Source organism: Kitasatospora sp. NPDC085464 (genome assembly GCF_044541955.1).
Taxonomy (GTDB): Bacteria; Actinomycetota; Actinomycetes; order Streptomycetales; family Streptomycetaceae; genus Kitasatospora.
Window position 1 is genome coordinate 1 of record NZ_JBITTM010000106.1, and the last position, 1583, is coordinate 1583.

General features: G+C 56.3%; 2 rRNA genes (1 of these 2 running past the window's edge). Both read right to left on the minus strand.

Annotated features, from left to right (window positions below):
- Window positions 1-109: ribosomal RNA gene (gene rrf / locus ACIGG8_RS42635) — 5S ribosomal RNA — on the minus strand; the annotation flags it as partial.
- 82 nt (window positions 110-191) lie between these two features.
- Window positions 192-1583: ribosomal RNA gene (locus ACIGG8_RS42640) — 23S ribosomal RNA — on the minus strand; it runs 1795 nt beyond the window's last position.

A 1583-nucleotide genomic window follows, 5' to 3' on the forward strand; every position in this document is an offset into this window, starting at 1 on the left:
GCGTCCTACTCTCCCACAGGGTCCCCCCTGCAGTACCATCGGCGCTGTGAGGCTTAGCTTCCGGGTTCGGAATGTAACCGGGCGTTTCCCTCACGCTATGACCACCGAAACACTATGAAACTGTCAACCGCACACCCGAACAAGTTCGGGCGGGTCGTTGTTTCAGAACAACACAGTGGACGCGAGCAACTGAGGACAAGCCCTCGGCCTATTAGTACCGGTCAACTCCACCCCTCACAGGGCTTCCATATCCGGCCTATCAACCCAGTCGTCTACTGGGAGCCTTACCCTCTCAAGGAGGTGGGAGTGCTCATCTCGAAGCAGGCTTCCCGCTTAGATGCTTTCAGCGGTTATCCCTCCCGAACGTAGCCAACCAGCCATGCCCTTGGCAGAACAACTGGCACACCAGAGGTTCGTCCGTCCCGGTCCTCTCGTACTAGGGACAGCCCTTCTCAACACTCCTACGCGCACAGCGGATAGGGACCGAACTGTCTCACGACGTTCTAAACCCAGCTCGCGTACCGCTTTAATGGGCGAACAGCCCAACCCTTGGGACCTACTCCAGCCCCAGGATGCGACGAGCCGACATCGAGGTGCCAAACCATCCCGTCGATATGGACTCTTGGGGAAGATCAGCCTGTTATCCCCGGGGTACCTTTTATCCGTTGAGCGACGGCGCTTCCACAAGCCACCGCCGGATCACTAGTCCCTACTTTCGTACCTGCTCGACCCGTCAGTCTCACAGTCAAGCTCCCTTGTGCACTTACACTCAACACCTGATTGCCAACCAGGCTGAGGGAACCTTTGGGCGCCTCCGTTACCCTTTAGGAGGCAACCGCCCCAGTTAAACTACCCACCAGACACTGTCCCTGATCCGGATCACGGACCCAGGTTAGACATCCAGCACGACCAGAGTGGTATTTCAACGGCGACTCCACAACAACTGGCGTTGCTGCTTCAAAGTCTCCCACCTATCCTACACAAGCCGAACCGAACACCAATATCAAGCTATAGTAAAGGTCCCGGGGTCTTTCCGTCCTGCTGCGCGAAACGAGCATCTTTACTCGTAATGCAATTTCACCGGGCCTATGGTTGAGACAGTCGAGAAGTCGTTACGCCATTCGTGCAGGTCGGAACTTACCCGACAAGGAATTTCGCTACCTTAGGATGGTTATAGTTACCACCGCCGTTTACTGGCGCTTAAGTTCTCAGCTTCGCCCGGACGAATCCAAGCTAACCGGTCCCCTTAACGTTCCAGCACCGGGCAGGCGTCAGTCCGTATACATCGCCTTACGGCTTCGCACGGACCTGTGTTTTTAGTAAACAGTCGCTTCTCGCTGGTCTCTGCGGCCACCCCCAGCTCAGAGTGCAAGACTCGTCACCAGGAATGGCCCCCCTTCTCCCGAAGTTACGGGGGCATTTTGCCGAGTTCCTTAACCATAGTTCACCCGAACGCCTCGGTATTCTCTACCTGACCACCTGAGTCGGTTTGGGGTACGGGCCGCCATGAAACTCGCTAGAGGCTTTTCTCGACAGCATAGGATCATCCACTTCACCACAATCGGCTCGGCATCAGGTCTCAG